This is a genomic window from Streptomyces sp. NPDC020299, assembly GCF_044387825.1.
In the GTDB taxonomy this organism is placed as follows: Bacteria; Actinomycetota; Actinomycetes; order Streptomycetales; family Streptomycetaceae; genus Streptomyces.
Window position 1 is genome coordinate 158,561 of sequence record NZ_JBIRWL010000011.1, and the last position, 22,460, is coordinate 181,020.

General features: G+C 72.4%; 23 protein-coding genes. 17 read left to right on the forward strand and 6 right to left on the reverse strand.

Features of this window, described 5'->3' with window-relative positions; genetic code table 11:
* Positions 1–101: 101 nt before the first annotated feature.
* Together ACH45E_RS27260 and ACH45E_RS27265 are read right to left on the reverse strand one after the other, a co-directional pair.
* Positions 102–233, reverse strand: coding sequence for an LPFR motif small protein (locus ACH45E_RS27260; protein WP_361446627.1), 132 nt, complete (start codon positions 231–233; stop codon positions 102–104).
* A gap of 95 nt (positions 234–328) precedes the next feature.
* Positions 329–1,198 (reverse strand): hypothetical protein, encoded by an 870-nt coding sequence (locus ACH45E_RS27265; protein WP_361446629.1) that lies wholly within the window; start codon positions 1,196–1,198, stop codon positions 329–331.
* A gap of 136 nt (positions 1,199–1,334) precedes the next feature.
* On the opposite strand from ACH45E_RS27265, the gene ACH45E_RS27270 reads away from it, so the two are divergent.
* The gene (locus ACH45E_RS27270; RefSeq protein WP_361446631.1) at positions 1,335–2,294 is read left to right on the forward strand and encodes a GlxA family transcriptional regulator; all 960 of its coding nucleotides are present in this window, start codon (positions 1,335–1,337) and stop codon (positions 2,292–2,294) included.
* A gap of 33 nt (positions 2,295–2,327) precedes the next feature.
* A complete protein-coding gene (locus ACH45E_RS27275) occupies positions 2,328–2,963 on the forward strand; it encodes a DJ-1/PfpI family protein (RefSeq protein ID WP_361446633.1) in 636 nt (211 codons plus the stop codon).
* Here ACH45E_RS27275 and ACH45E_RS27280 read toward each other — a convergent pair.
* Entirely contained in the window at positions 2,950–3,705 is a 756-nt protein-coding gene (locus tag ACH45E_RS27280) for an enoyl-CoA hydratase/isomerase family protein (RefSeq protein ID WP_361446635.1), read from the reverse strand. The genes ACH45E_RS27275 and ACH45E_RS27280 overlap by 14 nt on opposite strands.
* Positions 3,706–3,905: 200 nt before the next feature.
* Between ACH45E_RS27280 and ACH45E_RS27285 the strand changes: the two genes are divergently transcribed.
* Complete coding sequence (locus tag ACH45E_RS27285; protein ID WP_361446934.1) at positions 3,906–4,424, forward strand: ATP-binding protein; 519 nt, start codon at positions 3,906–3,908, stop codon at positions 4,422–4,424.
* A 6-nt stretch (positions 4,425–4,430) separates the two neighbouring features.
* On the opposite strand, the gene idi is transcribed toward ACH45E_RS27285, so the two are convergent.
* From idi to galE, 3 genes are all read right to left on the reverse strand, one after another.
* Positions 4,431–5,024 carry an isopentenyl-diphosphate Delta-isomerase gene (gene idi / locus ACH45E_RS27290; RefSeq protein ID WP_361446637.1) on the reverse strand — a complete coding sequence of 198 codons (594 nt, stop codon included), beginning with the start codon at positions 5,022–5,024 and terminating at the stop codon, positions 4,431–4,433.
* Positions 5,025–5,323: 299 nt separating this feature from the next.
* Positions 5,324–6,265, reverse strand: a complete 942-nt coding sequence (locus ACH45E_RS27295; protein WP_361446639.1) for a cation diffusion facilitator family transporter — start codon at positions 6,263–6,265, stop codon at positions 5,324–5,326.
* Between the two features lie 129 nt (positions 6,266–6,394).
* A complete protein-coding gene (galE, locus tag ACH45E_RS27300) occupies positions 6,395–7,384 on the reverse strand; it encodes a UDP-glucose 4-epimerase GalE (RefSeq protein ID WP_361446641.1) in 990 nt (329 codons plus the stop codon).
* Positions 7,385–7,685: 301 nt separating this feature from the next.
* On the opposite strand from galE, the gene ACH45E_RS27305 reads away from it, so the two are divergent.
* From ACH45E_RS27305 to ACH45E_RS27370, 14 genes are all read left to right on the forward strand, one after another.
* A complete protein-coding gene (locus ACH45E_RS27305; RefSeq protein ID WP_361446643.1) occupies positions 7,686–9,482 on the forward strand; it encodes a DUF5941 domain-containing protein in 1,797 nt (598 codons plus the stop codon).
* Positions 9,479–10,231, forward strand: coding sequence for a phosphocholine cytidylyltransferase family protein (locus ACH45E_RS27310; RefSeq protein ID WP_361446645.1), 753 nt, complete (start codon positions 9,479–9,481; stop codon positions 10,229–10,231). Before ACH45E_RS27305 ends, ACH45E_RS27310 begins: the two co-directional genes overlap by 4 nt.
* Positions 10,219–11,280 carry an iron-containing alcohol dehydrogenase family protein gene (locus ACH45E_RS27315; protein WP_361446647.1) on the forward strand — a complete coding sequence of 354 codons (1,062 nt, stop codon included), beginning with the start codon at positions 10,219–10,221 and terminating at the stop codon, positions 11,278–11,280. The genes ACH45E_RS27310 and ACH45E_RS27315 overlap by 13 nt, the downstream gene beginning before the upstream one ends.
* On the forward strand, positions 11,258–12,037 hold the full coding sequence (locus ACH45E_RS27320; RefSeq protein ID WP_361446649.1) for a CDP-alcohol phosphatidyltransferase family protein: 780 nt from the start codon (positions 11,258–11,260) through the stop codon (positions 12,035–12,037). Before ACH45E_RS27315 ends, ACH45E_RS27320 begins: the two co-directional genes overlap by 23 nt.
* Positions 12,034–12,918, forward strand: coding sequence for a glycosyltransferase (locus tag ACH45E_RS27325; RefSeq protein WP_361446651.1), 885 nt, complete (start codon positions 12,034–12,036; stop codon positions 12,916–12,918). The genes ACH45E_RS27320 and ACH45E_RS27325 overlap by 4 nt, the downstream gene beginning before the upstream one ends.
* A 79-nt stretch (positions 12,919–12,997) precedes the next feature.
* Positions 12,998–13,927 (forward strand): ABC transporter permease, encoded by a 930-nt coding sequence (locus ACH45E_RS27330; protein WP_361446653.1) that lies wholly within the window; start codon positions 12,998–13,000, stop codon positions 13,925–13,927.
* Positions 13,920–14,699: an ABC transporter ATP-binding protein gene (locus ACH45E_RS27335; protein WP_361446655.1), complete on the forward strand. Its 780-nt coding sequence runs from the start codon at positions 13,920–13,922 to the stop codon at positions 14,697–14,699. The genes ACH45E_RS27330 and ACH45E_RS27335 overlap by 8 nt, the downstream gene beginning before the upstream one ends.
* Positions 14,700–15,059: 360 nt before the next feature.
* Positions 15,060–15,956 carry a squalene synthase HpnC gene (hpnC, locus tag ACH45E_RS27340; protein WP_361446657.1) on the forward strand — a complete coding sequence of 299 codons (897 nt, stop codon included), beginning with the start codon at positions 15,060–15,062 and terminating at the stop codon, positions 15,954–15,956.
* A complete protein-coding gene (gene hpnD / locus ACH45E_RS27345; RefSeq protein WP_361446659.1) occupies positions 15,953–16,915 on the forward strand; it encodes a presqualene diphosphate synthase HpnD in 963 nt (320 codons plus the stop codon). Before hpnC ends, hpnD begins: the two co-directional genes overlap by 4 nt.
* A 35-nt stretch (positions 16,916–16,950) precedes the next feature.
* A complete protein-coding gene (locus tag ACH45E_RS27350) occupies positions 16,951–17,055 on the forward strand; it encodes a DUF6380 family protein (RefSeq protein ID WP_361446936.1) in 105 nt (34 codons plus the stop codon).
* A complete protein-coding gene (hpnE, locus tag ACH45E_RS27355; RefSeq protein WP_361446661.1) occupies positions 17,052–18,488 on the forward strand; it encodes a hydroxysqualene dehydroxylase HpnE in 1,437 nt (478 codons plus the stop codon). The genes ACH45E_RS27350 and hpnE overlap by 4 nt, the downstream gene beginning before the upstream one ends.
* 68 nt (positions 18,489–18,556) lie before the next feature.
* Positions 18,557–19,621, forward strand: coding sequence for a polyprenyl synthetase family protein (locus ACH45E_RS27360; RefSeq protein ID WP_361446938.1), 1,065 nt, complete (start codon positions 18,557–18,559; stop codon positions 19,619–19,621).
* A gap of 129 nt (positions 19,622–19,750) precedes the next feature.
* Entirely contained in the window at positions 19,751–21,820 is a 2,070-nt protein-coding gene (shc, locus tag ACH45E_RS27365; RefSeq protein ID WP_361446663.1) for a squalene--hopene cyclase, read from the forward strand.
* Positions 21,820–22,455 (forward strand): 1-hydroxy-2-methyl-2-butenyl 4-diphosphate reductase, encoded by a 636-nt coding sequence (locus ACH45E_RS27370; protein WP_361446665.1) that lies wholly within the window; start codon positions 21,820–21,822, stop codon positions 22,453–22,455. The genes shc and ACH45E_RS27370 overlap by 1 nt, the downstream gene beginning before the upstream one ends.
* The last annotated feature ends 5 nt before the right edge of the window (positions 22,456–22,460 follow it).

The following is a 22,460-nucleotide window of genomic DNA, read 5'->3' on the forward strand; positions in this document are numbered from 1 at the left end:
ATCCCGTACCGCCTTCTCCACTGAGGTTGCGCGGCAATTGTGGCAGGTGACACCGACAACCGGGGATCAGGGCGGCACCCGGCGGGGCGGGCGCGCCGCCGTCAGGCCCCGTGACCCCGCGCCGAGCTCGACGCGCCGCCGAACAGCCGGGCCAGGGCACGGAACGGCAGCGTCACGACGGTGGCGACGGCCCCACCGATCTGGCGCAGTACGTCTGCGATCGCACGGAACACGAACTTCCCCTTTCGTCTCCCGGCCGCTCCGGCCGGGAGAGTCCGGGTACCTCGGTGATCGCCCGGCATGCCCGCCCCCGTGCCCGTCCCGCGGCTCAGCCCTTGCCGATCAGGTCCGCGGGGAAGGCACCAGCCGCCAGCGCCGCCCCGGCGAAGCCCTTCCCGAGCTCCGTCAGCCGTGCGACGCCCTCCGCCCCCAGGTGCTCGTACGGGGCCGTGTCGAGCCGGTCCGTCTCCCGCTCGATGTCCTCGCGCAGTGCGACGCCGCGCTCGGTCAGCTCGCCCTCGCCGTCCAGCAGCCCGCGCTCCCTCAGCCGCCCTGCCGCCGCGTCCCACTCCTGGCGGCTCCAGCCGCGGGTGACGAAGATCCACTTCGGGTTCATGCCCTTGCCGGTCGCCGTGTGGGTCACCAGCGCCTCCAGGCCGTCGAGCCCGGCGGCCGTCAGCACCGCCAGGTGCCCGTCTCCCCGGTGCTCGCGCAGCAGGGTGGCCGCGTGCCAGTAGGCCAGGTGCGGTTCCTCGGGGACCGGCAGGTCGGCGTGGGCGGCGTACAGCGGCCGGCCGGCCCGGGAGCAGGCCTCGGCGGCACGCAGGGCCAGCCGCGCTGCCTGAGCCATCTCCGCCGAGGTCACGGCCTCCTCGCCGAGCAGCCGGCGCAGTGTCGCGTCGGCGGCACGCGCGCGTGCCGCCAGCACCGGGCCGGGCGCCGCGGTCTCCCAGACGGCGGGCACATGGCGCGCCACGAGCTCGTACTTGTAGTTGTAGAACGTCGCGGTCACCGTGCCGGCGCCGACCGCCCCCAGGGCGGCGGCCCGCACCGCGAAGTTCACCGCCCGGGGGTCGGTGATCCCCACGGCACCCAGCTCACGCCCCAGGTCGGGTGAGAAGTAGAGGGTGGCGTGCAGGGAGTTGAGCACGGACTGGCAGCGGCGGCCCGCGCGCGGGCCGAGGGCGACAGTAGTCATGGACCGCACGTTACCGACCGGTCGGTACCTCTGGGAGGGCGGCCGCGGTGAATGGCCCGTGGTCGGCCCGTGGATGGCAGGAAAGGTGGGAAGTTCGTCATTGCGGCCATCCGCGCGCCTTTGAAGAATCGGTGGCATGACGCAGCGATCCGTTCTCGTCCTGCTCTTCGACGGCGTCCAGAGCCTGGACGTCACCGGCCCGGTGGAGGTCTTCGCCGGGGCCGAGACGCACACGCCGGGCACCTACCGCATCCGGACGGCCTCCCTGGACGGCGCCCCCGTGCGCACCTCCTGCGGTCTGACCGTCGTACCGGACCAGGCGCTGCCGGAGGCGGCCGGGACGCACACGCTGCTCGTGCCCGGGGGACAGGGCACCCGCGAGCCCGATCCGCGGCTGACCGGCTGGCTGCGGGAGAACGGACCGCGCGCCGCCCGCCTGGTCTCCGTGTGCACCGGTGCGGTCCTGCTCGCCCGGGCGGGCCTGCTGGACGGGCGGCGCGCCACGACCCACTGGGCGTACTGCGACACCCTCGCCCGCGACCATCCGGCCGTGCGGGTCGACCCCGACCCCATCTATGTGCGCGACGGACGGGTCTCCACCTCCGCCGGCGTCACCTCGGGCATCGATCTCGCCCTCGCCCTGGTCGAGGAGGACCTGGGCCGGGAGACCGCACTTGTCATCGCCCGCCATCTGGTGGTCTTCCTGCGCAGGCCCGGAAACCAGGCCCAGTTCAGCGCCCAGCTCGCCGCGCAGACCGCACAGCGCGAACCGCTCCGCGAGGTCCAGCGGTGGATCACCGAGCACCCGGACGCGGATCTCGGCGTCGAGGCCCTGGCCGCCCGCGCCGCCCTCTCGCCCCGCCACTTCGCCCGCGCCTTCCAGGCCGAGACCGGGACGACACCCGGCCGGTACGTCGACCGGGTGCGGCTCGAACACGCCCGCCGCCTGCTGGAGGACACCGGCGACGGAGTCGAGGAGGTCTCCCGGGCCAGCGGCTACGGCACTCCCGAGGCCATGCGCCGTGCCTTCGTCAAGACCCTCGGCGTGTCCCCGGCCGAGTACCGCCGCCGCTTCCGGCCCGTGCCCGCCCGCTGAAAACATCCCTCGGAAAGCCGGAAAAGGAGACCCATGCAGATCGCCATGGTCGTCTACGACCGTTTCACCGCCCTGGACGCCGTGGGGCCGTACGAGATCCTCAGCCGCCTGCCGGACGCGCGGGTCGACTTCGTCGCCGAGCGGCCGGGCCCCGTGCGCACCGACACGGGCTTCCTCGCCGTCACCGCGGACAAGGCCCTGCACGAGGTGCCCCACCCCGACGTCATCGTGGTGGCGGGCGGCCCCGGTACCTTCGCCGAGATCGAGAACGACGCCCTGCTCGCCTGGCTGCGGGCCGCCGACGCCACCAGCACCTGGACGACCTCCGTCTGCTCGGGCTCCCTGCTGCTCGCCGCCGCGGGTCTCCTCGACGGCCGCCGCGCCACCTCCCACTGGCTCGCACTCGACTTCCTGCGGCAGTACGGCGCCGAACCGACCGGCGAGCGGGTGGTGACCGACGGCACGTACGTCACGGCCGCCGGGGTCTCCTCCGGCATCGACATGGCCCTGACCCTGCTCGGCCGGATCGCGGGCGACGAACACGCCCAGGCCGTTCAGCTGCTGACGGAGTACGACCCGCAGCCGCCCTACGACGCGGGATCGCCCGCCAAGGCGCCCGCGCACCTCGTCGAGGAGTTCCGCGCCGGCGGCCGGTTCAGCCTGACGTAGGCACACTCCAGGCGAAGCGCGGCGGCCGGCGCTCCAGGAACGCGGCGACACCCTCCGCGGTGTCGCCACTGTCGCGCATCTGCCCCGTCCAGTACCCGTCCCGGTCCGTGCGCCCGTCCGCGAACTCCTTCGCCGCGGCCTGCGTCAGCTGCGAGCGGGACACCAGGATCCGGGTGAACTCCGCGACCCGCTTGCCGAGTTCCCCCTCCGGCAGCACCTCGTCGACGAAGCCCGTGCGCAGCGCGCGGGCCGTGTCGATCAACTCGCCGGAGAACAGCAGATACTTGGCGGTGGCCGGGCCCACCAGCGACACCAGCCGACGGGTGGCGGAGGCCGGATAGACGATGCCCAGCTTCGCGGGCGTCACCCCGAACAGTGCCCCCTCCTCGGCGAACCGCAGGTCGCAGGCCGCCGCGAGCTGGGCCCCGCCGCCCACGCAGTGCCCGCGGACGGCCGCCAGCGTCGGCTTCGGGAACGCCGCGAGGGCCTCCTCGGCGCGCACGGCGAGCCCCTGCGCCTCCTCGGCCGAGCCGCGCAGGGTCGAGATGTCGGCCCCGGCGCAGAAGGTGCCGCCCTCGCCGGTGAGCACCAGCGCCCGCACGGCGGAGTCGGCGCCCAGCGCGTCCAGCAGCGGCGGCAGCGCCCGCCACATCGCGGCCGTCATGGCATTGCGCTTGGCGGGGTGATGGATGACGACGGTGGCGACCGAACCGGTCACACCGTGCAGCAGCTGGGGCTCCATGCGGCGGATGCTATCCGGCTCCGCCGGACCGCCGGTCGTGCGGCTGCCGCCGAACGCGTCAAACCCGTGCACCGATGGCCGCGCAACGATCGGAAAGCATCCGAAATCAGCTGACTTGTGTTCAGTTCCGCGGGGCGGAGCGGATCGTTATCGACACTCGACGTGTGGTGACAATCGAGCGCGAGGGTGGCGACCGGACGATGGAGAACCACGGGCGCGGGGCGGCCCCGCGCCCAGAGGGAGGCGACCGGCGCCCGCCGGAGCCACTGCCCTACGAGGGAGTCTGGCGGTTCACCGCCCCCGCCGTAGACGCCTCGGTCCCGCAGGCGCGGCACGCCGTACGGGACCTGCTCCACCGCCAGGGCGTGCCGGTCTCGGACGAGCTGTTCCACGGGCTGCTGCTGATCGTCTCCGAGCTGGTCACCAACGCGGTCAAGCACGCCGCGCTGCTGTCGCCGACGCTCGCCGTGGAGATCGCCGTCGGTGCCGAATGGGTGCGGGTGTCGGTGGAGGACAACCACCCCTACCGCCCCACCGCCCTGGAGGCCGATCACGGGCAGACCGGCGGCCGGGGCCTGCTCCTGGTCCGTGAGGTGGCCCAGGAGGCGGGCGGGGTGGTGGACGTGGAGCACACGGCGGTCGGCGGCAAGGTGATCTGGGCCGCCATGCCGCTCAAACCCCCGCTCGGACCGCCGCCCGGCCCCGCGCGGCTGCCGTGAGCCGCCTCACCAGCCCGCGGACGGACCCGTCAGCTCCCTGATCGCCGGGCGGGCCGCGTCCAGGACGGTCATGAACCAGGAGGAGAAGGTGTCGGCCGCGTGCCGCTCCTTCAGCTCGGCCGGGGTCACGAAGGCGGTCGCGCCGACCTCCTGCGCGTCCGGCGCGGGCGGGGTCTGCACCAGGCCGACGAACAGGTGGTTGTACTCCTGCTCCACCAGGCCCGAGGCGGGGTCGGGGTGGTTGTAGCGGACCGTGCCCGCCTCGGCGAGCAGCGACGGCGACACGCCGAGCTCCTCGTACGTGCGCCGGGCCGCGGCCGCGAAGGGTGCCTCACCGGGGTAGGGGTGGCCGCAGCAGGTGTTGGACCACACACCGGGGGAGTGGTACTTGCCGAGCGCCCGTTGCTGGAGCAGCAGCCGGCCCCGCTCGTCGAAGAGGAAGACGGAGAACGCGCGGTGCAGCTGTCCCGGCGGCTGGTGGGCGGAGAGCTTCTCCGCGGTGCCGATCGTCACGCCGTCCTCGTCGACCAGTTCCAGCAAAATCGCCTCTGCGGTGCCGTTCGACGAACTGTGCGTCGCGGTGGCAGGTGTGATCGGCATACCCATCCTTCGCCTCGGTCTTCGCACCTCAAGTCTGCCGTACGAATCCGGCACTCCCGTCACTTCCCGGCACGCCCCGCATGTCCGCGCGGGGCGCGGCCGGCGGTCGCCCCGGCCGGACACCGGAAGCGGGACCCGGTAGGTGAGCGTGCCCTGCGGGTCTGGCCGGGAACCGTTTCCGGGTGCCCCGAACACAAGGACGCCGGAGTACTCCGGACGGCTGCGTTCCACCGGCGGCGGCCCCGGAGCGGCCCTGCGTGGTGCCCGCCGTCAGTGGCCCGCCGTCACCGGGGGCGCCGTCAGTGGCACAGCCGCGCCTCGTGCTCCGCGTGCCCGCTCGGCTCCAGCTGGAAGGTGCAGTGCTCCACGTCGAAGTGGTCGCCCAGGCAGTGCTGGAGTTCGTGCAGCATCTTCTCGTGGCCGATGGCGCTGAGCGCGTCCGAGCGGACCACCACGTGCGCGGAGAGCACCGGCAGCCCGGAGGTGATGGTCCAGGCGTGCAGGTCGTGCACGTCCTCCACACCGTCCAGGGCCAGGATGTGCGCCCGCACCTCCGCCATGTCGACGTCCTTCGGGGCCGCCTCGAGCAGCACGTCGAGGGTCTCGCGCAGCAGCTTGACCGTACGCGGCACGATCATCACCCCGATGATCAGCGAGGCGATCGGGTCGGCGGCCTCCCAGCCGGTCGTCACGATCACCACCGCCGAGACGATCACCGCGAGCGAGCCCAGCGCGTCCGCGGCCACCTCCAGGAACGCGCCGCGCACGTTCAGGCTCTCCTTCTGGCCCCGCATCAGCAGCGTGAGCGAGATCATGTTCGCGACCAGGCCGATCACACCGAACACGATCATCAGCCCGCCCTCGGTGCCGGCCGGGGTCAGGAACCGCTGCACGGCCTCGTACAGGACGTAGCCGCCGACTCCGAGCAGCAGCAGACAGTTGGCCAGGGCGGCCAGGATCTCGGCGCGCGCGTAGCCGAAGGTGCGGTTGGTGCTCGGCGGACGGTTGGCGAAGTGGATCGCGAGCAGCGCCATGCCCAGGCCCAGCGCGTCCGTGGCCATGTGCGCCGCGTCCGCGATGAGCGCGAGGGAGTCGGCGGCCAGACCGCCGACGACCTCGACCACCATGACGGCGAGCGTGATCGACAGCGCGACGCGCAGCGTGCCGCGATAGGCCGCCGCCGCCGTCCCGGTGGGCGGCGCATGCGTGTGCGCGTGCCCGTGATCGTGCCCTGCCCCCATGCCGTCGCCCTTCCGTGTGTCCGTCCGATCTCACAGTGAACTACGGGTGGGGGGTATCGGGCAACGCGGCACTGAACACCGTTGTCATGTGCCCTGACCTGCGGAAACGAATCCCAGGTCAGGGCACCCTCAGCGCACCGGCGCGGGCACGTCGCCGTGGTGCGCCTGCCAGCCCTCCCAGGCCGACTCCACCATCGCGCGCACCCCGCGCCGGGCCCGCCAGCCCAGTGCCTGCGCGGCCCGCTCGGCCGAGGCGACCGCGCGCGGCGCGTCGCCGGGGCGCCGCCCCTCCACGAGGGGCGGTCGCCGGTCGCCGGTGACCTCACCGATGACCGAGACCAGCTCACGCACCGAGACGCCCTCGCCCCGGCCGATGTTCACCGTCAGATCGCCGGTCAGGGCCCCCTCGGACAGCCGTCGGGCCGCCGCCAGGTGGGCCTCGGCCAGATCGGCGACATGGATGTAGTCACGGACACACGTGCCGTCCGGCGTCGGATAGTCGTCGCCGAAGATCCGCGGGGCCTCGTCGCGGGTCAGCCGGTCGAACACCATCGGCACTATGTTGAACACACCGGTGTCCGCGAGCTCCGGCGCGGCCGCGCCCGCCACGTTGAAGTAGCGCAGGCAGACCGTCGCGATGCCGTGCGCCCGCCCCGCCGCCCGCACCAGCCACTCCCCGGTGAGCTTGGTCTCGCCATAGGCGTTCACCGGCGCGCACGGGGTTTCCTCGGTGATCAGGTCCACGTCCGGGTTGCCGTAGACGGCCGCCGACGAGGAGAACACGAACCGTTCGATCCCGGCCGCGGCGACCGCCTCCAGGAGCGTGGCGAGTCCGCCCACGTTCTCCCGGTAGTAGCGGGCCGGCTGCGCCACGGACTCCGCGACCTGCTTGCGCGCCGCGAGGTGGACCACGCCCGTCACCGCGTGCTCGGCGAGGACCCGCTCCAGCAGGTCCCGGTCCGTCACGCGGCCCTCGACCAGCGGCACGCCCGCCGGGAGCCGTGCGGGCACCCCGGCCGAGAGGTCGTCCAGCGCGACGACGGGCTCCCCGGCGCCGGTCATGGCCCGCGCCACATGAGCCCCGATGTATCCGGCACCGCCGGTGATCAGCCACGTCATGGTCGCCCACCCTATGCCGACCGGAACGGGCCGTCCCCAATGTCCCGGATGTGTCCCGGATGCCCGCCACCCGCGTGGTCCCGTACCGGGCACGGTTTGTGGGGCGGCCCCCGGATCACCGATGATGATCGCGGCAAAGGCCGGTGCGGACCGTGTCGACCGGCCCGTGAACGGGCGGTGAACACGGGCTTGTCGTCATCCGATAGCCTCTGCCGACATGCCGCCCGGGTGCCCAGGCAAGCGGCGCCCCATCATGCAGACGACCGGCGCTCACGCGTCGGCACCCAGGGAGTGAGTTCGGTTGTCGACCGCCATCGTGACCGGTCAGCCGGTCCCCGGATCGTCGCTCGAGAGCGATCTGCGGTCCCTCGGCTTCGATGTGCTCCACGCCACCGACGCCTCCGACACCGAGACGCTCCTCGCGGCCGTTCCCGCCCAGGAACGCGTGGCCGTCGTCGACGCCCGCTTCGTGGGCCACCCGCACGCGCTCCGTCTCGGCCTCACCGACCCCCGCTTCCCGCTCGCCGCCGTCCACGGCGCCGTCACGGCCCAGCCGGCCGGCCGGCAGGCGCTGACCCGGGCGATCGCGCGGGAGACCTCCGCGGGCGGCGGCACGGCCCTCGCCGTGGACAGCCTCGCCGACCGCCTCGCCCTCGCCCTCGACGCCGACGGCACCGACGTGCACCGGCCCGACCTCGGCAGCCTGGTCGCCGCCGTCCCCGCCGACCCGCAGGCGCTGGGCGAGGCCCGGCAGGCCGTCGCCGCCGTCGACGACGAGGCGGTACGCCTGAAGTCGGCCGTGAAGGCCCGCGACGGCTTCTTCACCACGTTCTTCATCAGCCCCTACTCGCGCTACATCGCCCGCTGGTGCGCCCGCCGCGGCCTGACCCCCAACCAGGTCACCACCGCCTCCCTGCTCACCGCACTGATAGCCGCGGGCTGCGCGGCAACCGGCACCCGCGCGGGCTTCGTCGCCGCGGGCGTGCTGCTCATCGCCTCCTTCGTGCTCGACTGCACGGACGGCCAGCTGGCCCGTTACTCGCTGCAGTACTCCACGCTCGGCGCCTGGCTGGACGCCACCTTCGACCGGGCCAAGGAGTACGCCTATTACGCGGGTCTCGCCCTCGGCGCGGCCCGGGGCGGCGACGACGTGTGGGCCCTCGCGCTCGGCGCGATGGTGCTGCAGACCTGCCGGCACGTCGTGGACTTCTCCTTCAACGAGGCCAACCACGACGCCACCGCCAACACCAGCCCCACCGCGGCCCTCTCCGACAAGCTCGACAGCGTCGGCTGGACGGTCTGGCTGCGGCGGATGATCGTGCTCCCCATCGGCGAACGCTGGGCCATGATCGCGGTCCTCACGGCGGCCACCACCCCCCGCATCACCTTCTACGTCCTGCTGGTCGGCTGCGCCTTCGCCGCGACGTACACCACGGCGGGCCGGGTGCTCCGCTCACTCACCCGGAAGGCTCGGCGCACCGACCGTGCCGCGCGGGCGCTGGCCGACCTCGCGGACAACGGCCCGCTCGCCTCACTCGTGGGACGTGCCACACGCGCCTCCCTCGGTGCCCCGCTCCTGGTGGCGCTCGCGGGCACGGCCGTCCTCGCCGTGGCCCTCTTCTCCGGGGTGACCTGGGCACCCGTCGCGGGTGCCGTCGTCTACACGGTCACCGCCGGTCAGGCGCTGTCCCGCCCCCTCAAGGGCGCCCTCGACTGGCTCGTCCCGCCCCTGTTCCGCGCCGCCGAGTACGGCACCGTCCTGGTGCTGGCGGCCCGGGCGGACATGAACGGAAGCCTTCCCGCGGCTTTCGGGCTGGTGGCCGCCGTCGCCTACCATCACTACGACACGGTGTACCGCATCCGCGGCGACGCCGGAGCGCCGCCGGCCTGGCTGGTGCGCGCCGTAGGGGGGCAGGAAGGACGGACGCTGCTGGTCACGGTGCTGGCCGCGCTGCTCACCGCCTCGCAGTTCAAGGTCGCGCTCACGGTCCTCGCCGTGGCCGTCGCCGTGGTGGTGCTCGCCGAGAGCATCCGCTTCTGGGTGGCCGCCCACAAGGGTGGCGCCCCCGCCGTACACGACGAAGGAGAACCCGCATGATCGGCCTCGTGCTGGCGGCCGGTGCCGGACGGCGCCTGCGCCCCTACACCGACAGCCTTCCCAAGGCTCTGGTGCCGGTGGGCCCCGCGGGCATAGAGGGCGAACCGACGGTCCTGGACCTGACGCTCGGCAACTTCGCCGAGATCGGTCTGACCGAGGTCGCGGTCATCGTCGGCTACCGCAAGGAGGCCGTGTACGAGCGCAAGGCGGCGCTGGAGGCCAAGTACGGCCTCAAGCTCACCCTCATCGACAACGACAAGGCCGAGGAGTGGAACAACGCCTACTCCCTGTGGTGCGGCCGTGACGCCCTCAAGGACGGCGTGATCCTCGCCAACGGCGACACCGTCCACCCGGTCTCCGTCGAGAAGACGCTGCTCGCCGCGCGGGACGAGTTCAAGCAGATCATCCTGGCCGTGGACACCGTCAAGCCCCTCGCCGACGAGGAGATGAAGGTGGTCGTGGACCCCGACATGGGCGTCCAGCGGATCACCAAGCTGATGGACCCGGCCGAGGCCACCGGCGAGTACATCGGCGTCACCCTGATCGAGGGCTCGGCCGCCGAGGAACTCGGCGAGGCGCTGAAGACCGTCTGGGAGAGGGACCCGCAGCAGTTCTACGAGCACGGCTACCAGGAGCTCATCAACGTCGGCTTCACCATCGACGCGGCGCCGATCGGCGACGTGCCGTGGGTCGAGATCGACAACCACGACGACCTCGCCCGGGGACGGGAGATCGCGTGCCAGTACTGACCCGGCTCATCCCCTCGCCGGTCGTCGTGGACATCCGCCCGGGTGCCCTCGACGACCTGGGGTGTGTGCTCGCGGACGAGCGGATCTCGCAGTCGGGCCGGCTCGCCATCGCCGTCAGCGGCGGTTCGGGCGCCCGGCTGCGGGAGCGGATCGCACCCTCGCTGCCCGGCGCCACCTGGTACGAGGTGGACGGCGGCACCATCGACGACGCGGTCCGGCTGGCGGGCGACATAAAGGCCGGCCGCTACGACGCGGTCGTCGGCCTCGGCGGCGGCAAGATCATCGACTGCGCCAAGTTCGCGGCGGCCCGCGTCGGCCTGCCGCTGGTCGCCGTCGCGACGAACCTCGCGCACGACGGCCTGTGCTCGCCCGTCGCGACCCTCGACAACGACGCCGGGCGCGGCTCGTACGGCGTGCCCAACCCGATCGCGGTCGTCATCGACCTGAACGTGATCCGTGAGGCTCCCGTCCGGTTCGTGCGCTCCGGCATCGGCGACGCCATCTCCAACATCTCCGCGGTCGCGGACTGGGAACTGTCCAACCGCGTCAACGGAGAGAAGATCGACGGCCTGGCCGCCGCCATGGCCCGGCAGGCCGGGGAGGCGGTGCTCAGGCACCCGGGCGGCGTCGGCGACGACGGCTTCCTCCAGGTGCTGGCCGAGGCACTCGTCCTCACCGGTATCGCCATGTCCGTGTCGGGCGACTCCCGCCCCTCTTCGGGCGCCTGCCACGAGATCAACCACGCCTTCGACCTGCTCTACCCGAAGCGGGCAGCCGCCCACGGCGAGCAGTGCGGCCTCGGCGCGGCCTTCGCGATGTACCTGCGCGGAGCCCACGAGGAGTCGGCCTACATGGCCGGCGTCCTGCGCCGGCACGGGCTGCCGGTGCTGCCGGAGGAGATCGGCTTCACGGTGGACGAGTTCGTCCGGGCCGTGGAGTTCGCCCCGGAGACCCGGCCCGGCCGCTACACGATCATCGAGCACCTCGACCTCAAGACCCACCAGATCAAGGACATCTACGCCGACTATGTCAAGGCCATCGGTAGCTGAACTCCGTCCGGTCGTACACCCCGCAGGGGTCAAGGACCGGCGCAGCGGTGAGCACTGGATGGGACGCCTCTACATGCGTGAGGTGTCCCTGCGGGTCGACCGCTACCTGGTGAACACCAGGGTCACGCCCAACCAGCTCACGTACCTGATGACCGTCTTCGGAGTGCTCGCGGCCCCGGCACTGCTCGTGCCGGGGATCTGGGGCGCCGTACTCGGCGTGGTGTGCGTCCAGATGTATCTGCTGCTCGACTGCGTCGACGGCGAGATCGCCCGCTGGAAGAAGCAGTACTCGCTGAACGGCGTCTACCTGGACAGGGTCGGCGCCTACCTCACCGACGCCGCGGTCCTCGCCGGCTTCGGGCTGCGCGCCGCCGACCTGTGGGGCACCGGCCGTATCGACTGGCTGTGGGCCTTCCTCGGCACGCTGGCCGCCCTCGGCGCGATCCTGATCAAGGCCGAGACCGACCTGGTCGGCGTCGCCCGGCACCAGGCCGGCAAGCCGCCGGTGCAGGAGGCCGCCGCCGAGATGCGCACCTCCGGTATGGCGCTGGCCCGCCGGGCCGCCGCCGCGTTCAAGTTCCACCGGCTGATCCTCGGCATCGAGGCGTCCCTGCTCATCCTCGTGCTGGCCGTCGTCGACCAGGCGCGCGGCGACCTGTTCTTCACCCGGCTCGGCGTCGCGGTGCTGGCCGGCATCGCGCTGCTCCAGACCGTGCTGCACCTGGTGTCCATCCTCGCCTCCAGCAGGCTGAAGTGAGCACGGCCATGCGGGTCGGCGCGGTGATCATCACCATGGGCAACCGCCCCGACGAACTGCGTGCCCTGCTCGACTCGGTCGCGGGGCAGGACGGCGACCGGGTCGAGGTGGTCGTCGTCGGCAACGGCTCGCCCGTCCCGGACGTCCCCGAGGGCGTACGGACCATCGAGCTGCCCGAGAACCTCGGCATCCCGGGCGGCCGCAACGTCGGCATAGAGGCCTTCGGGCCCGGCGGCCGCGATGTCGACATATTGCTCTTCCTGGACGACGACGGGCTGCTCGCCGGCCACGACACCGCCGAGCTGTGCCGGCAGGCCTTCACCGCCGACCCGAAGCTCGGCATCGTCAGCTTCCGCATCGCCGACCCGGACACCGGCGTCACCCAGCGCCGCCACGTGCCGCGGCTGCGGGCCTCCGACCCCCTGCGCTCCTCCCGGGTCACCACCTTCCTCGGCGGCGCCAACGCCGTCCGGACCCGGGTCTTCGCCGAAGTCGGCGGGCTCCCGGACGAATTCTTCTACGCCCACGAGGAAACCGACCTGGCATGGCGGGCCCTCGACGCGGGCTGGATGATCGACTACCGGTCCGACATGGTGCTGTACCACCCCACGACCGCGCCCTCCCGGCACGCGGTCTACCACCGCATGGTCGCCCGCAACCGGGTCTGGCTCGCCCGCCGGAACCTCCCCGCCCTCCTGGTCCCGGTCTACCTCGGGGTCTGGATGCTGCTCACCCTGCTGCGCCGCCCCTCCCGCCCGGCCCTGAAGGCCTGGTTCGGCGGATTCAAGGAGGGCTGGACCGATCCGTGCGGGCCCCGGCGGCCGATGAGGTGGCGCACCGTGTGGCGGCTCACCCGGCTGGGTCGCCCCCCGGTGATCTGACAAGCTCGACGAAGTACTCGAAAGTACTCGGCAGTACTCGAAGTAGTGGCATGCACTCGAAGACGAAGGTTTCCCACCCGTGAGTGACACAACGCACGACGGCGGCATCGCGGTGAGCGCGGCCCCGTCGCCCGACGAGGGACTGACGGCGGCACGGCTCGCCGCCACGTACGGGTTGACCGTCAGCGGCGCCCGGCCCTCGCTCGTCGAGTACGTCCGTCAGCTGTGGGGGCGGCGGCACTTCATCCTCGCCTTCTCCCAGGCGAAGCTGACCGCCCAGTACAGCCAGGCCAAGCTCGGCCAGCTCTGGCAGGTGGCCACGCCGCTGCTGAACGCGGCCGTGTACTACTTCATCTTCGGCCTGATCCTGCACGCCAGCCGGGGCATGTCCCAGGACGTGTACATCCCGTTCCTGGTCACCGGCGTGTTCGTCTTCACCTTCACCCAGAGCTCGCTCATGTCCGGTGTACGGGCGATCTCCGGGAACCTGGGACTGGTGCGCGCCCTGCACTTCCCGCGGGCCTCGCTGCCCGTCTCCTTCGCGTTGCAGCAGCTCCAGCAACTGCTGTTCTCGATGCTCGTGCTGTTCGTCGTGGCGATCGGCTTCGGCAGCTACCCGGGCCTGTCCTGGCTGCTGATCGTGCCGGTGCTGGCGCTGCAGTTCCTGTTCAACACCGGGCTCGCGCTGATCGTGGCCCGCATGGGTGCCAAGACGCCGGACCTGGCGCAGCTGATGCCGTTCATCCTGCGTACCTGGATGTACGCGTCCGGCGTCATGTTCTCGATCAACAAGATGCTCGAAGGGCGTTCCCAGGCCGTCGCCCGCGTGCTCGAGGTGAATCCGGCCGCCGTCTACATGGACCTGATGCGCTTCGCACTCATCGACGGCTACGGCGCCGGCAACCTGCCGCCGCACGTGTGGGCCATCGCCCTGTTCTGGGCCGTGGTCGTCTTCGTCGGCGGCTTCGTGTACTTCTGGAAGGCGGAGGAGAGGTACGGCCGTGGCTGACCAGCAGACCGGGGAGCGCCGCCCCACCGTCATCGCGGACGAGCTGCACATCGTCTACCGCGTCAACGGCGCCAAGACCGGCAAGGGCAGCGCCACCTCCGCCCTCAGCCGGATCCTCAAGAGGGGCGAGGAGCGGGGTGTGCGCAAGGTGCACGCCGTGCGCGGGGTCTCCTTCGTCGCCTACCGGGGCGAGGCCATCGGCCTGATCGGCTCCAACGGCTCCGGCAAGTCCACCCTGCTGCGTGCCATCGCCGGCCTGCTGCCGGCCGAGAAGGGCAAGGTCTACACCGACGGCCAGCCCTCCCTGCTCGGCGTCAACGCCGCCCTGATGAACGACCTCACCGGCGAGCGGAACATCATCCTGGGCGGTCTCGCCATGGGCATGTCGCGGGAGGAGATCAAGGAGCGCTACCAGGAGATCGTCGACTTCTCCGGCATCAACGAGAAGGGCGACTTCATCACCCTGCCGATGCGCACCTACTCCTCCGGCATGGCCGCCCGGCTGCGCTTCTCCATCGCCGCCGCCAAGGACCACGACGTCCTCATGATCGACGAGGCGCTGGCCACCGGCGACCGCAAGTTCCAGAAGCGCTCCGAGGAACGCATCCGGGAACTGCGCAAGGAAGCCGGAACCGTGTTCCTGGTGAGCCACAACAACAAGTCCATCCGCGACACCTGCAACCGCGTCCTGTGGCTGGAACGCGGCGAGTTGCGCATGGACGGCCCCACCGAAGAGGTCCTCAAGGAATACGAGAAGTTCACGGGGAAGTGACCCGATTCGGCCAGGGCCCCGCCGGAACCTTTTCGGTGGGGCCCCGCGTCTGCAAAGGAAACGTCAACTCCTGCTGGCGTCAGGAATCTTGACGCCAATCGGTGTGTTGTTGTGATGCGCAGGACACCCCGAGGGTCCTGACCGCGTTGTACAACGTAAGCTGTACCGGCCCCGGAAAGCGGCAAGTGGGGCGATAATACGCGACACCCTCCGCCAGGGCCGCCCCACGGACGGCCGGGCGGCGTGTCCGAAATAGTGAGTATTGGGTCGGCGGTGTAGAACGGGAGATGTGACGGCAATGGCTACGGAAACTCCCCAGCTCAACGCAGCACGTGCCGTCCCCGCCCCGGGCGGAGCACGGTGACGGGAACCGACACGGCGCGCGACACGGAACGCGCCACACTCGACAAGGCCGCGGGCGAGAACTTCCCCGTGGCGCCGTTCTTCCTGCCCCGCGCCTGGCGCGACGACCTCATGGCCGTCTACGGCTTCGCCCGCCTGGTCGACGACATCGGCGACGGCGACCTCGCCCCCGGCGGCGCCGACGCCCGGCTGCTCGGCGTGTCGGCCGCCGATGCCGAGGACCGCCTCGTCCTCCTCGACGCCTTCGAGGCCGACCTGCGCCGGGTCTTCGACGCCACCCCGCACCACCCCCTGCTGCGCCGCCTCCAGCCGACCGTGCGCCGCTGCTCCCTCACCCCCGAGCCGTTCCTCGGCCTGATCGCCGCCAACCGCCAGGACCAGCTCGTCACCCGCTACGAGACCTACGACGACCTGCTCGCCTACTGCGCACTGTCCGCCAACCCCGTCGGCCGTCTCGTGCTCGCCGTCACCGACGCCGCCACCCCCGAGCGGATCCGGCTGTCCGACCGGATCTGCACCGCTCTGCAGATCGTGGAACACCTCCAGGACGTCGCCGAGGACCTCGGCCGCGACCGGATCTATCTGCCCGCCGAGGACCTGAAACGCTTTCAGGTCCAGCAGGCGGATCTCGCCATGACGACCGCGGGCGCACAGGTGCGCGCACTGGTCGCGTACGAAGCGGAACGCGCCCGCGATCTCCTGAATGAAGGCGCCCCTCTGGTGGGTAGCGTCCACGGCAGGCTGAGGCTGCTGCTCGCGGGCTTCGTGGCGGGGGGAAGGGCGGCGATCCACGCGATCGCCGCCGCCGAATACGACGTACTTCCCGGCCCGCCCAAGCCCGGCAAGGCTCTGCTGCTGCGTGAGGTGGGCTCGACTCTGCGAGGAGAGGGGTGATCCGGACCGTGGAGTCCGTACCGCACGTGTCCGCACCGGTACTCGCCGCCTACCGCTACTGCGAGGCCGTCACCGGGCAGCAGGCCCGGAACTTCGCGTACGGAATCAGGCTGCTGCCCACGCCCAAGCGCCGCGCGATGTCGGCGCTGTACGCGTTCTCCCGGCGCGTCGACGACATCGGCGACGGCGAGCTGGCGGACGACGTCAAGACAGAACGCCTCCAGGACACCCGGGCGCTGCTCACCCGGATCCGCGAGGGCACGGTCGCCGAGGACGACACCGACCCGGTCGCGGTCGCCCTCGCCCACGCCGCCGAGGTCTTCCCGATCCCGCTCGGCGGCCTCGACGAACTCATCGACGGCGTCCAGATGGACGTGCGCGGCGAGACCTACGAGACCTGGGACGACCTCAAGGTCTACTGCCGCTGCGTGGCCGGCGCCATCGGCCGCCTCTCGCTCGGCGTGTTCGGTACGGAACCGGGGGCGCGCGGCGCCGAACGCGCACCCGAGTACGCCGACACGCTCGGGCTCGCCCTGCAGCTCACCAACATCCTCCGGGACGTCCGCGAGGACGCCGAGGGCGGCCGCACCTACCTGCCCGCCGACGACCTCGCCAAATTCGGCTGCTCCGCGGGCCTGGACGGGCCGACGCCACCGGAGGGCTCCGACTTCCCGGGCCTCGTGCACTTCGAAGTGCGGCGGGCCCGCGCCCTTTTCGCCGAGGGCTACCGGCTGCTGCCCATGCTCGACCGGCGCAGCGGCGCCTGCGTCGCCGCCATGGCCGGCATCTACCGCCGGCTGCTCGACCGCATCGAGCGCGAGCCTCAGGCCGTGCTGCGCGGCCGGGTCTCGCTGCCCGGGCGCGAGAAGGCGTACGTCGCCGTGCGCGGTCTGTCCGGCCTCGACACCCGGCACGTGACCCGCCACAGCTCCCGGCGGACCGTCAGGAGGCGCGCCTGATGGACCCCCTGGGCGAGGAGGACTCCACCCCCGGCATGCGGCACGCAACCCTCCGCAGCGGCGCGGCGTCCCTGACTGCGACGGTCCGCGGTGCATCGTTCCGTCAGCACCGCGGGCCCGCACGGGAGGACGCACGATGACCGACGGCACGCCGTCCGGCCGACCACCGGCCGGCCACCAGGCCACCCCGGGGCGGGCCGGGCGCACCGCCGTGGTGGTAGGCGGCGGGCTGGCCGGTGTCACCGCGGCGCTCGCGCTCGCCGACGCGGGCGTCCAGGTGACCCTGCTCGAGGGCAGGCCGAGACTGGGCGGCCTCGCCTTCTCCTTCCGGCGCGGCGAGCTGACCGTCGACAACGGACAGCACGTCTACCTGCGTTGCTGCACGGCCTACCGCTGGTTCCTCGACCGTATCGAGGGTGCGGCGCTGGCACCGCTGCAGGATCGTCTCGACGTGCCCGTGCTCGACGTCGCACGGCCCGAGGGCCGACGGCTCGGCAGACTGCGGCGCGACGCGCTGCCCGTACCCCTGCACCTGGGCCGGAGCCTCGCCACGTACCCGCACCTCTCGCTTGCCGAGCGGGCCGGGGTCGGGCGTGCCGCGCTCGCGCTCAAGGGGCTGGACCTCGCCGATCCGGCCTTGGACGCAACCGACTTCGGCAGCTGGCTGGCCGCTCACGGCCAGTCGGCGCGTGCCGTCGAGGCCCTGTGGGACCTGGTCGGGGTCGCCACTCTCAACGCGGTCGCGGGCGACGCCTCGCTGGGGCTCGCCGCGATGGTGTTCAAGACCGGTCTGCTGTCCGACCCGGGTGCGGCCGACATCGGCTGGGCCCGAGTGCCGCTGGGCGAACTGCACGACCGTCTCGCCCGCAAGGCGCTCGACTCCGCGGGCGTGCGTACCGAGGTCCGTTCACGCGTCACCTCCGTCTCTGTCAACGAGAACGGGAGCTGGAACGTTCAGGTTCCCGGCGAGACGCTCCTGACGGACGCGGTGGTGCTCGCCGTACCGCAGCGCGAGGCGCACGACCTGCTGCCGCCCGGCGCCCTCGACGCCCCCGGGCGGCTGCTCGAGATCGGCACCGCGCCCATCCTCAACGTCCACGTCGTCTACGACCGCAAGGTGCTCGGCAGGCCCTTCTTCGCCGCCCTGGGCACACCCGTGCAGTGGGTCTTCGACCGCACGGAGGCGTCCGGCCTCGGCGAGGGCCAGTACCTCGCCCTGTCCCAGTCGGCCGCGCAGGACGAGATCGACGCGCCCGTCGCCGCCCTGCGCGAACGCTATCTGCCCGAACTCCAGCGGCTGCTGCCCCGCGCGCGCGGCGCCGAGGTGAGGGACTTCTTCGTCACCAGGGAGCGCACGGCGACCTTCGCCCCCGTCCCCGGCGTCGGCCGCCTCAGGCCCGGCGCCCGCACCCAGGCCCCCGGCCTCTACCTGGCCGGAGCGTGGACCGCCACGGGGTGGCCCGCGACCATGGAGAGTGCGGTCCGCAGCGGAGTGAGCGCGGCCGACGCCGCGCTGAGCGCCCTGGGCCGTCCCCGCCCCCGCCATCTCTTCGAGCTCGAGGAGGCGGCGTGACGCCCGACCGGCACGCGGCGGGCCCCCGCACCCCCGGCACCGCGACAAGAGGAGTAACTGTGCCCACTGTGCCCCCGGCCGACAAGGCCGCTCGAGAGACCGCGGTGGATGTGGCCGCGCTCCTGGAGCGCGGCCGGACGCTGGCCACACCGGTGCTGCGGGCGGCCGTCGACCGGCTCGCGCCTCCCATGGACACCGTCGCCGCCTACCACTTCGGGTGGATCGACGCGGCGGGCAACCCGGCCGACGGCGACGGCGGCAAGGCCGTGCGCCCCGCCCTCGCCGTACTCTCCGCCGAGGTCACCGGGGCCGCGCCCGAGACCGGCGTCCCCGGTGCGGTCGCCGTCGAACTGGTCCACAACTTCTCGCTGCTGCACGACGACCTGATGGACGGCGACGAACAGCGCCGGCACCGCGACACCGTGTGGAAGGTGCACGGCCCCGCCCAGGCCATCCTCGTCGGCGACGCCCTGTTCGCCCTGGCCAACGAGGTCCTCCTGGAGCTCGGCACGGTCGAGGCGGGCCGTGCCACGCGCCGGCTGACCACCGCCACCCGGGCCCTGATCGACGGTCAGGCGCAGGACATCTCCTACGAGCACCGCGACCGCGTCAGCGTCGAGGAGTGCCTGGAGATGGAGGGCAACAAGACCGGCGCCCTGCTGGCCTGCGCCTCCTCCATCGGTGCGGTGCTCGGCGGCGCCGACGAGCGCACCGCCGACACCCTGGAGAAGTACGGCTACCACCTCGGCCTCGCCTTCCAGGCCGTCGACGACCTCCTCGGCATCTGGGGCGACCCGGAGGCCACCGGCAAGCAGACCTGGAGCGACCTGCGCCAGCGCAAGAAGTCCCTGCCGGTGGTGGCCGCGCTCGCGGCGGGCGGCAGTGCCTCCGAGCGGCTCGGCGAGATCCTCGCCGCCGACGCCAAGAGCAGCGACTTCGAGAACTTCTCCGAGGAGGAGTTCGCGGCGCGCGCCGCCCTCATCGAGAAGGCCGGGGGCCGTGAGTGGACGGCCGAGGAGGCGCGCCGTCAGCACACCATCGCCATCGGGGCCCTCGACGCCGTAGACATGCCGGACCGCGTCCGGGCCGCGTTCACGGCGCTCGCCGACTTCGTCGTCGTACGGAAGAGATGAGTCCTATCGGTCGAACAGCCCTCGCGTAGTCGCCGGCCGGTGCGGCGTGGCATTGCGTACCGCACCCGCGCACCGGCCGACGGCGGACCCACAGCAGCACGACTGGTACGACTGCACGAAGGGGAAGCCATGACAGCGACGACCGACGGAAGCACCGGGGCCACACTGCCGTCCCGGGCTGCCGCGGCCAGCGAAACCGACATCACCACTCCCGTGGCGGCCGGGGTGCACGACGCCGCCGCACGCGCCGCCCGGCGCGCCACCGACTTCCTGCTGGCCCGGCAGGACGCCGAGGGCTGGTGGAAGGGCGACCTCGAGACCAATGTGACGATGGACGCCGAGGACCTGCTGCTGCGTCAGTTCCTTGGCATCCAGGACGAGGCGACCACCGCCGCCGCCGGGCTCTTCATCCGGGGCGAGCAGCGCGAGGACGGCGCCTGGGCCACCTTCTACGGCGGCCCCGGCGATCTCTCCGCCACCGTCGAGGCCTACGTCGCGCTCCGCCTGGCCGGCGACGAACCGGACGCCCCCCACATGCGCAGGGCCTCGGCCTGGATCCGCGAGCGGGGCGGCATCGCCGCCGCCCGGGTCTTCACCCGGATCTGGCTGGCCCTGTTCGGCTGGTGGAAGTGGGAGGACCTGCCCGAACTGCCGCCGGAGCTCATCTGGTTCCCGAAGTGGTTCCCGCTCAACATCTACGACTTCGGCTGCTGGGCCCGGCAGACGATCGTGCCGCTGACCATCGTCTCCGCCAAGCGCCCGGTGCGTCCCGCGCCCTTCCCGCTCGACGAGCTGCACACCGACCCTGCGCACCCCAACCCGGCCGAGCCGCTCGCGCCGGCCGCGAGCTGGGACGGCGCGTTCCAGCGTCTGGACAAGGCGCTGCACAAGCTGCGCAAGGTCGCCCCGCGCCGGCTGCGCCGGGCCGCCATGCACTCCGCCGCCCGCTGGATCATCGAACGGCAGGAGAACGACGGCTGCTGGGGCGGCATCCAGCCGCCCGCCGTGTACTCGGTCATCGCGCTGCACCTGCTGGGCTACGACCTGAAGCACCCCGTGATGCGCGCGGGCCTTCAGTCGCTGGACCGTTTCGCCGTGTGGCGCGAGGACGGGGCCCGGATGATCGAGGCCTGCCAGTCGCCGGTCTGGGACACCTGCCTGGCCGCCATCGCCCTCGCCGACGCGGGGCTCCCCGCCGACCACCCGGCGCTCGTCAAAGCCGCCGACTGGATGCTGGGCGAGCAGGTCGTGCGGCCCGGCGACTGGTCGGTCCGGCGGCCCGGACTCCCGCCGGGCGGCTGGGCGTTCGAGTTCCACAACGACAACTACCCCGACATCGACGACACCGCCGAGGTCGCCCTCGCCCTGCGCCGGGTCAAGCACCACGACCCCGAGCGCGTGGACAACGCGATCGGGCGCGGGGTGCGCTGGAACCTCGGCATGCAGTCGAAGAACGGCGCGTGGGGCGCCTTCGACGTCGACAACACCAGCCCGTTCCCCAACCGGCTGCCGTTCTGCGACTTCGGCGAGGTCATCGACCCGCCCTCCGCCGACGTCACCGCGCACGTCGTCGAGATGCTCGCGGTCGAGGGCCTCGCCCACGATCCGCGCACCCGGCGCGGCATCCAGTGGCTGCTCGCCGAACAGGAGCCGGACGGCTCGTGGTTCGGGCGCTGGGGCGTCAACTACGTCTACGGCACCGGGTCGGTGGTGCCCGCCCTGACCGCGGCCGGCCTCCCGGGCTCGCATCCCGCGATCCGCCGGGCGGTGACCTGGCTGGAGTCGGTGCAGAACGACGACGGCGGCTGGGGCGAGGACCTGCGCTCCTACAAGTACGTCAGGCAGTGGAGCGGCCGGGGCGCCTCCACCGCCTCCCAGACCGCGTGGGCGCTGATGGCGCTGCTCGCGGCGGGGAAGCGGGACTCCAAGGCCGTCGAGCGCGGCGTCCAGTGGCTCGCGGACACCCAGCGGGAGGACGGCTCCTGGGACGAGCCGTACTTCACGGGCACCGGCTTCCCCTGGGACTTCTCCATCAACTACCACCTCTACCGGCAGGTCTTCCCGCTCACCGCGCTCGGTCGCTATCTGCACGGCGAGCCGTTCACCGTGAAGCCCGCCCGGCAGCCGGCCGAGCTGCCCGTCCCGGAGCTCGTCACGCGGTCCGCAGACAGGCCCCTCGCCGAGGCCGAGGGGAGCTGATGAGCACCCAGCCCGCCCCGCCCCCGCTGCTGATCGCCTGCGCGCTCGGCATCGAACGTCTCGCCCTGCACCGGCGGCGAGGCGCGGGCGGCACGGTGACCGTCCTGCGTACGGGCATGGGGCCCAGGGCGGCACAACGGTCCGTCACCCGGCTGCTGGCCGAACCGGGGTTCACCGGGGCCGCCGTCCTGGCCTCCGGCTTCTGCGCGGGGCTGGCTCCCGGTATGCACCCCGGCGACCTGGTCGTCGCCGAGGAGACCCGCGACCCGCGCGGGAGCGTCGGTTGCGTCGGCACCGACCTGCTCGTCAAGGAACTCGCGCGCATCCTGCCCGGGCGCACCGTCCACACCGGCCCGCTCACCGGCTCCGACCACGTCGTGCGTGGTCAGGAGCGGGCCGGTCTGCTCTCGACCGGCGCGATCGCGGTCGACATGGAGTCGGCGGCCACACTCCTGAGCGCCGTCCGCGCGGGCGAGCGCCCGGTTGCGGCCGTCCGGGTGGTCGTGGACGCTCCAGAACATGAACTCGTCCGGATCGGCACGGTGCGCGGTGGAATATCGGCTTTCCGTGTTCTTCGCTCCGTCCTTCCCGTTTTCCACGAATGGCACCGTTCTTTGCTGCTCCCCCGGAGGTGAGCCAG

Excerpts from the sequence above, each read along its gene's own strand:
- ACH45E_RS27265 (WP_361446629.1), bottom strand. The coding sequence starts at position 1,198 with ATGACTACTGTCGCCCTCGGCCCGCGCGCGGGCCGCCGCTGCCAGTCC.
- ACH45E_RS27270 (WP_361446631.1), top strand. The coding sequence starts at position 1,335 with ATGACGCAGCGATCCGTTCTCGTCCTGCTCTTCGACGGCGTCCAGAGC.
- ACH45E_RS27275 (WP_361446633.1), top strand. The coding sequence starts at position 2,328 with ATGCAGATCGCCATGGTCGTCTACGACCGTTTCACCGCCCTGGACGCC.
- ACH45E_RS27280 (WP_361446635.1), bottom strand. The coding sequence starts at position 3,705 with ATGGAGCCCCAGCTGCTGCACGGTGTGACCGGTTCGGTCGCCACCGTC.
- ACH45E_RS27285 (WP_361446934.1), top strand. The coding sequence starts at position 3,906 with ATGGAGAACCACGGGCGCGGGGCGGCCCCGCGCCCAGAGGGAGGCGAC.
- idi (WP_361446637.1), bottom strand. The coding sequence starts at position 5,024 with ATGCCGATCACACCTGCCACCGCGACGCACAGTTCGTCGAACGGCACC.
- ACH45E_RS27295 (WP_361446639.1), bottom strand. The coding sequence starts at position 6,265 with ATGGGGGCAGGGCACGATCACGGGCACGCGCACACGCATGCGCCGCCC.
- galE (WP_361446641.1), bottom strand. The coding sequence starts at position 7,384 with ATGACGTGGCTGATCACCGGCGGTGCCGGATACATCGGGGCTCATGTG.
- ACH45E_RS27310 (WP_361446645.1), top strand. The coding sequence starts at position 9,479 with ATGATCGGCCTCGTGCTGGCGGCCGGTGCCGGACGGCGCCTGCGCCCC.
- ACH45E_RS27320 (WP_361446649.1), top strand. The coding sequence starts at position 11,258 with ATGTCAAGGCCATCGGTAGCTGAACTCCGTCCGGTCGTACACCCCGCA.
- ACH45E_RS27350 (WP_361446936.1), top strand. The coding sequence starts at position 16,951 with ATGCGGCACGCAACCCTCCGCAGCGGCGCGGCGTCCCTGACTGCGACG.
- hpnE (WP_361446661.1), top strand. The coding sequence starts at position 17,052 with ATGACCGACGGCACGCCGTCCGGCCGACCACCGGCCGGCCACCAGGCC.
- shc (WP_361446663.1), top strand. The coding sequence starts at position 19,751 with ATGACAGCGACGACCGACGGAAGCACCGGGGCCACACTGCCGTCCCGG.
- ACH45E_RS27370 (WP_361446665.1), top strand. The coding sequence starts at position 21,820 with ATGAGCACCCAGCCCGCCCCGCCCCCGCTGCTGATCGCCTGCGCGCTC.